This is a genomic window from Motilibacter deserti (assembly GCF_011250635.1).
GTDB lineage: Bacteria > Actinomycetota > Actinomycetes > Motilibacterales > Motilibacteraceae > Motilibacter_A > Motilibacter_A deserti.
In genome coordinates this window covers 23,058-30,002 of the sequence record NZ_JAANNP010000021.1, presented here as the reverse complement: position 1 = coordinate 30,002, position 6,945 = coordinate 23,058, and the positions used below count along the sequence as shown (strand labels likewise).

The 6,945-nt window shown below is 73.6% G+C and carries 7 protein-coding genes; 5 read left to right on the top strand and 2 right to left on the bottom strand.

Annotation, left to right across the window (positions count from 1 at the left end):
- Positions 1-1,261 (bottom strand): methyl-accepting chemotaxis protein (locus G9H71_RS15880; RefSeq protein WP_166283547.1); only part of this gene is annotated, 1,261 nt, incomplete at its 3' end.
- A gap of 129 nt (positions 1,262-1,390) precedes the next feature.
- On the opposite strand from G9H71_RS15880, the gene serS reads away from it, so the two are divergent.
- The 3 genes from serS to G9H71_RS15865 are packed head-to-tail and all read left to right on the top strand — an operon-like array spanning position 1,391 to position 4,283.
- Positions 1,391-2,659, top strand: coding sequence for a serine--tRNA ligase (serS, locus tag G9H71_RS15875; RefSeq protein WP_166283546.1), 1,269 nt, complete (start codon positions 1,391-1,393; stop codon positions 2,657-2,659).
- An 11-nt stretch (positions 2,660-2,670) separates the two neighbouring features.
- Positions 2,671-3,483 carry an HAD family hydrolase gene (locus G9H71_RS15870; RefSeq protein WP_166283545.1) on the top strand — a complete coding sequence of 271 codons (813 nt, stop codon included), beginning with the start codon at positions 2,671-2,673 and terminating at the stop codon, positions 3,481-3,483.
- Complete coding sequence (locus tag G9H71_RS15865) at positions 3,471-4,283, top strand: Cof-type HAD-IIB family hydrolase (RefSeq protein ID WP_166283544.1); 813 nt, start codon at positions 3,471-3,473, stop codon at positions 4,281-4,283. The genes G9H71_RS15870 and G9H71_RS15865 overlap by 13 nt, the downstream gene beginning before the upstream one ends.
- Positions 4,284-4,336: 53 nt before the next feature.
- On the opposite strand, the gene G9H71_RS15860 is transcribed toward G9H71_RS15865, so the two are convergent.
- Positions 4,337-5,440 carry an Ig-like domain-containing protein gene (locus tag G9H71_RS15860; RefSeq protein ID WP_166283543.1) on the bottom strand — a complete coding sequence of 368 codons (1,104 nt, stop codon included), beginning with the start codon at positions 5,438-5,440 and terminating at the stop codon, positions 4,337-4,339.
- A 259-nt stretch (positions 5,441-5,699) separates the two neighbouring features.
- Between G9H71_RS15860 and G9H71_RS15855 the strand changes: the two genes are divergently transcribed.
- Together G9H71_RS15855 and G9H71_RS15850 are read left to right on the top strand one after the other, a co-directional pair.
- Positions 5,700-6,536 carry a sulfotransferase family protein gene (locus tag G9H71_RS15855; RefSeq protein ID WP_331273044.1) on the top strand — a complete coding sequence of 279 codons (837 nt, stop codon included), beginning with the start codon at positions 5,700-5,702 and terminating at the stop codon, positions 6,534-6,536.
- Positions 6,537-6,642: 106 nt separating this feature from the next.
- Entirely contained in the window at positions 6,643-6,930 is a 288-nt protein-coding gene (locus G9H71_RS15850) for a DUF427 domain-containing protein (RefSeq protein WP_166283542.1), read from the top strand.
- Positions 6,931-6,945 lie beyond the last annotated feature (15 nt).

Below are 6,945 nucleotides of genomic sequence, written 5' to 3'. Positions count from 1 at the left end.
CGTTGGCGACGACCGCGAAGCCCTTGCCGGCCTCGCCCGCGCGGGCCGCCTCGATCGTGGCGTTGAGCGCGAGGAGCTTGGTCTGCTCCGCGATCGAGGTGATCACGCGGACGACCTCGCTGATCTCGGCCGACGACTGCCCCAGGGTGGTGACGGTCGTGTTCGTGCTCTCGGCGACCTGTACGGCCTGCACCGCGACGGCGGCGGCCTCGTTCGCGCCGTGCGCGATCTCGCGGATGGACGCGCCCATCTCCTCCGAGCCGGCCGCGACCGTGGCGACGCTGCGCGAGACGTCCTCGGCGGTCTGCACGACGCTCTGCACCTGCACCGCGGACTCCTCGGACGCGGCTGCGATCTGCAGGGCGACGGCCGACAGCTGCTCGGCGGCGGCCGACAGCGAGGAGGCGGACGCGGCGGCGGTCTGCACCAGGCCGCGTACGCCCTGCTGGGCCTCCCCGAGCGCCTGCGCCATCTGCCCCACCTCGTCGGCGGTCCGCACGTCGGCGGACACCGTGAGGTCCCCGGCCGCCATGGCCTGCAGGGATGTCTGCACCTTGCGCAGCGACACGACGATCAGCCGCGATATCGCGACGGCGAGCCCCACGCCGAGCAGCAGGCTCAGCAGCAGCAGCGCGATGACCAGGTGGCGGGCGGAGCCGTAGCTCGCCTCGGCAGCGTGCAGCGTGCCCGCCGCCTCTGCGTGCTCGATCTCGGCGAGCTCGAGCAGCACGTCGTCGGCCTTGCCGGACAGCTGCGACCCCTGCGGGTGCACCGCGACGTACTCCGCGGCGCTCTCCTGAGCGGCCGGGAGCTCGGTCCCGTCGCGGTAGTCGCGGTACGCCTGCACCGCCGCCGTCCACTCGTCGAGAAGCTCGGTGCGGTGCGCATCGAGGTCCGCGCTCGCTCGGTAGTCGGCGATGGCCGTGTCCAGCAGCTCGTCGTCCTTGGCGATCTCGCCGGTGTACTTCTGCCGCGCGGCCGCGTCGCCGAGCACGTAGCTCGACACGTCCTGGCGGCCCATCTCGAGCGCGGTGCGCGCCTCGCCGACCGCCCGCGTCGGCACCAGGTGCTCCTCGAAAACCTCCACGGTGGAGGCGTTGACGTCGCCGAGCGCCCGGATCGCCTCGACGCCGACGACGGCGCCGCCGCCGGCCACCACGAGCACGGCGGCGAGGATCTTGGTGCCGATCCGGCGGTTCGCGAGCCAGCGGCGGGGGCCGCCGCCGGACGGGCGCGGGGCGGCGAGCGGCTGAGTGGTCATCGCTGGTCCTTGGCTCGGGGGACGCGCCCGGGTGCCCGGTCGCAGACGATGTCCGCGGGACACCTTCACGGTGCTTTCGGCGGGCGGGCAGGCGTACTTGATCCGGGGTCGCCCGTTAGGCTCCGGGGTGTGATCGACCTGCGCCTGCTCCGGGATGATCCGGACGCCGTCCGTGCGAGCCAGCGGGCGCGCGGGGAGGACCCCGGCCTCGTCGACGTGCTGCTCGAGGCGGACGCCGCCCGCCGCAGCGCGCTCGGCCGCTTCGAGTCGCTGCGCGCCGAGCAGAAGTCGCTCGGGTCGCAGGTCGCGAAGGCCAAGGGCGAGGAGAAGGCCGCGCTGCTCGCGCGCACCAAGGAGCTCTCGGCCCAGGTGAAGGCGGCCGAGGCCGAGTCCACCGCCGCCTCCGCCGACGTCGACCGCGCCCTGCTCGCGCTCTCCAACGTGGTCCACCCCGCGGCCCCGGTCGGCGGCGAGGAGGACTTCCGGCTGATCGAGGAGGTCGGCGAGAAGCCGTCGTTCGACTTCGAGCCGCGCGACCACGTCGACCTCGGCAAGCTGCTCGGCGCGATCGACCTGGACCGCGGGGCGAAGGTCTCGGGCTCGCGGTTCTACTTCTTCGTCGGTGTCGGGGCGCTGCTGGCCAACGCGATCGTGCGCTGCGCGCAGGACTACGCGGTGCGCGAGGGCCTGATCCCCGTGCTGCCGCCGGTGCTCGTGCGCCCGGAGGCCATGGAGGGCACCGGCTTCCTCGGCCAGGCCGCCGAGAACGTCTACGCGATGCCGGACGACGGCCTCTACCTCGTGGGCACGTCCGAGGTGCCGATGGCGGCCTACCACATGGACGAGATCCTCGACGCCGGCGCGCTGCCGCTGCGCTACGCCGCCTACTCCCCGTGCTTCCGGCGTGAGGCGGGGGCGCACGGGCGCGACACCCGCGGCATCATCCGCGTGCACCAGTTCGACAAGGTCGAGATGTTCGTGTTCTGCCGGCCCGAGGACGCCGAGGCCGAGCACGAGAAGCTGCTTGCGCACGAGAAGGCGTTCCTGGGCCTGCTCGAGCTGCCCTACCGCGTGATCGACGTCGCGACCGGGGACCTGGGCGCCAGCGCCGCCCGCAAGTTCGACTGCGAGGCCTGGGTCCCGACGCAGGGCAAGTACCGCGAGGTCACCTCGACCTCCAACTGCACCGACTTCCAGGCTCGGCGGCTGAAGATCCGCACCCGCGACGAGTCCGGCACGCGCCCGGTCGCGACGCTCAACGGGACGCTCGCCGCGGTGCCGCGCCTCGTCGTCGCGATCCTGGAGAACTTCCAGCAGGCCGACGGCTCCGTGCGGGTGCCGGCCGCGCTGGTGCCCTACGTCGGACGCGAGGCGCTCGAGCCCGTCGCGGCCCGCTGACGCCGCCCCGCATGGCAGCGGCCCGGCCGTTCGACGACCCCGGGTGGCGGCCGGGGCTGGTCGCCCTGGACCTCGACGGCACCGTGGTCTCCCCGGACGAGGAGATCTCGCCCGCGGTCGCCGCCGCCGTGCGGCGGGTCGTGGACGCCGGCGTGCCCGTCGTGCTCTCCACCGGCCGCTCGGTGCACGCGACGCGCCCGGTCGCCGCGGCGCTCGGGCTCCCGGCGGGCTGGCTGGTCTGCAGCAACGGCGCGGTCACGGCCACCATCGACCCGCCGGTCGTCGTCGACACGGTGACCTTCGACGCCGCGCCCGCCGTCCGGCTGCTGCGCGAGCACCTGCCCGACGCGCTCGTCGCGGTCGAGGAGCTGGGCGTCGGCTACCGCGTCAGCGCGCCGTTCCCGCCCGGGGAGCTGGCCGGCGAGCAGGTGCTCATGGACATCGACGACCTCGTCCGCGACCCGGTGACGCGTGTCGTGCTGCGCAGCCCGGAGAAGGAGCCCGACGAGTTCCTCGAGGTCGTCGGGCGGCTCGGCCTGCACGACGTCTCGTACGCCGTCGGCTACACCGCCTGGCTCGACCTCGCGCCCGAGGGGGTCACCAAGGCGTACGCGCTGGACCCGGTGCGCGAGCGCCTCGGCGTCGCGCGCGACCGGACGCTCGCGATCGGCGACGGGCGCAACGACCTCGAGATGCTGCAGTGGGCGGCGTGCGGAGTGGCCATGGGGCACGCCCCGGCGGAGGTGCAGGACGCCGCCGACCTGGTGACGGGCGTCTTCGCCGACGACGGGGTCGCTCAGACACTGGAACGGTGGTTCAGGTGATCCGGCTCGTCGCCTCCGACCTCGACGGCACGCTCGTCCGCACGGACGGCACGATCTCGGACCGCACGGTGGCCGCGCTGCAGGGCGTCGAGCGCAGCGGCGGCACCGTCGTCTTCGTGACCGGCCGTCCTCCGCGCTGGATGGCGGAGGTCGCGAGCGCGACCGGTCACACCGGGCTCGCGGTGTGCGCCAACGGCGCACTGCTCTACGACCTGCACAAGGAGGAGGTCGTCGAGCGCTTCCCGCTGGCCGCCGAGGCCGCCCGCGAGACCGTCCGCGTCCTGCGCAACGCGATGCAGGACATCTCCTTCGCCGTCGAGAGCGAGCAGGGCTTCGCGCTCGAGCCGTCCTACCGGACGCGCTACTCGCTGCCCGCGGACGTGCGGGTCGCGGCGGTCGAGGAGCTGCTCACCGACCCGGTCGTCAAGCTGCTCGTCCGCAGCGCCGACCGGTCCTCCGACGAGCTGCTCGCCGCCGCGCGCGACGTGCTCGGTGACACGGTGACCGCGACCCACTCGACGCCGGGCGGCAACGGCGCTTTGCTGGAGATCTCCGCCGCGGGCGTGTCGAAAGCGACGACGCTCGCCCGGCTCTGCGCCGAGCGCGGGGTCCGGTCCGAGGAGGTCGTCGCTTTCGGCGACATGCCCAACGACCTGCCGATGCTGGCGTGGGCCGGCACGTCGTACGCCGTGGCCAACGCCCACGCCGACGTGCTCGCCGCGGTCGACCGGACCACGGCGAGCAACGACGACGACGGGGTGGCGCTGGTGCTGGAGGAGCTGTTCCCGGCGAGAGCGTGACGCTGCGCGCTCTCCACCCGAGGGCGTGACGTCGTCTCCGACGTCCGCGCCGCTCAGCGCAGCACGAACGCCCGCTTGCCCGACTGCGACGGCAGGACGGCCGTGCTGCCCGAGTAGCGCACCGAGAGCGTGTGCCTGCCCTTGCGCAGCACCGGCAGGCTGATCGTGAGCTTGCCCCGGCGAGCGGCGGTCAGCTTGGCCTTGGCCACCACCCGGGTGCCGTCGAGCACGGTCACCGTGCCCGTGGGACGGGCCGACGCGGTGACGGTCACGACGGCCTTGCGAGCGCCGCGCTGCGGCAGCTTCCACGTCACCTTCGTGACGGACCTCGCCTTGGTCGGCGCCGGCGCTGGCGCCGGGGCAGGCGCGGGCGCCGGGGCGGGCGCCGGGGCGGGAGCAGGCGCGGGAGCAGGCGCGGGAGCAGGAGCCGGGGCGGGGGCGGCCGCCGGGTTGGCGAAGAGGCCGACGTAGGGGATGACGTACTGCTTGTTGCCGCTGTCCTCGACGGTCACGGCGACCTGCAGGTGGTCGCCGGCCTCGGTCAGCTTGCACGGGGCGCGGCCGGTCCGCCGGTCCTCGCACTCGGGCTCCTGGGACGCCTTGCCCTTCAGCGGGCGGGTGGCCACCATCGGCACGCGGATCTCGAGGATGCCGGCGTCCTGGTTGAGAAGGAACGGGCCGCCGTTGGGGTGGTCGCTGCTCTTCACGCCGACGAGCAGGCCGCCGTTGTGGCCGTAGTCGAAGACGAGCCCGTCCGGGCTGAACGACGGCTGCTGGCCGACCTTCGCGATCCCGTAGGTGATGGGGTTCGCGCTGTCGACGGCGAACTCGACGCCCGTTGGCGGGATGAACTCCGGCAGCATGGCCGCCTTGCCGTTGCACGGCATGCCGACGAGGCCGGTGTAGACGCGCACCCAGAACCGCTCACCCACCGCGGGTATGTGGTCCGGATCGAGCAGCACGCCGGCGTTCGCGCTCGTGCCGGTGGCCGTGCTCTGCGTGATGCAGTCGATGATCGTGTCGGCGTCGGACTTGCCGTCGACCCAGCCGGCCGTCGCGGCCTCGGCGACCGACGGGGACGCGCCGAGGGCGGCGGCGAGGACGGGCACGACGACGGCGAGCTGGGGAAGCCGGACGGTGCCGAGGAGGCGGCGCATGGGAGCTCCTGCGAGTCGGTGGGGCAACTGCTCCGACCCTGCCGGGGTGCCCTTGTCACGCTGTTGTCATCGACTTGCGGCGGCGTCAGGACCTGGGCTGCCGCCGTCAGCTGAAGCGCAGTTCGCGCGTCTGGCCGGTGTGCCCCGGGCAATCCCCATCGGGCGAGTAGGAAATGACCTGAGAGCGGTGCTCAGCCCCCCGGCGTAGCATCCCCTCCGCGGTGGGGACCGACGTGGTCGTGGACGTTCGAGGAGGCACGTGGACTGGCAGCAGGCCGCAACGTCGGCGCTCGCGAACCCCAAGCGGGCGCTGCGCCGCAGCCGTCGCGTACGCGCCGGGATCACGCGTGCCCTCACCACCCCGGACCCGGCCCAGCGGCTCGTCACGTCGCCGGTCTTCGTGCTCAGCTCGGTGCGCTCGGGGTCGACGCTGCTGCGCGTGCTGCTCAACTCGCACTCGCAGGTCTGCGCACCCCACGAGCTGCACCTCAAGCACGTCACGGCGGGCGTGGCGGACCGGCAGCACGCGGTGCTGGCGATGAAGCAGCTCGGGCTCGACGACGAGGAGCTCACCCACCTGCTCTGGGACCGGATCATGGACCGGGAGCTGCGGCGTACGGGCAAGCGGGTCTTCGTCGACAAGACGCCCGGCAACGGGGCGATGTGGGAGCGGCTGTCCACGGCGTGGCCGCAGGCGCGGTTCGTCTTCCTGCTGCGCCACCCCGCGACGATCACCCAGTCGCTCGTGAAGGCGCGCCCCGACCTCCCGCAGGACCGCCACGAGCGGCAGGTCCTCGCCTACGCCGAGCAGGTCGAGGCGGCCCGGGCCGCCCTGCCCGGGCACGTCGTGCGCTACGAGGATCTGTGCGCCGACCCGGAGCGGGTCACCCGCGACCTGTGCCGCTTCCTCGGCGTCCGCTGGGAGGCCGGGATGCTCGAGTACGGCTCGCACAAGCACGGCAGGTTCGCCACCGGGCTCGGGGACTGGAGCGACAACATCCGCTCCGGGCGGGTCCAGCCACCGCGCCCGCTGCCGCCGATCGACGAGGTGCCGCCGCGGCTGCGCGAGCTGACGAAGGTCTGGGGCTACGCCTGAGCGCAGCTGCTCGGGCGGGGTCGCGAGGAGCGGGCGGGTGGACGGCGCGACTCGCGCGCGCCCGCGAGCAGTGGCAGCCTGACGTCGAGCGACGAAGGAGGCTCTGATGGTGCGAGCGACGTGGAACGGCGCGGTGATCGCCGAGTCCGACGTGACCGAGCGGGTCGAGGGCAACCACTACTTCCCGCGGGCGGCGGTGAAGGACGAGTACCTCCGCCCGAGCGACACCCACACCGTCTGCCCGTGGAAGGGCACGGCGAGCTACTTCACGGTCTCGGTCGACGGGGCGGACAACCCCGACGCCGCGTGGTACTACCCCGAGCCGAAGGACGCGGCGGCGAACATCAAGGACCACGTCGCGTTCTGGCGCGGGGTCGAGGTGTCCGAGGACTGACGTCACCTGCACCGC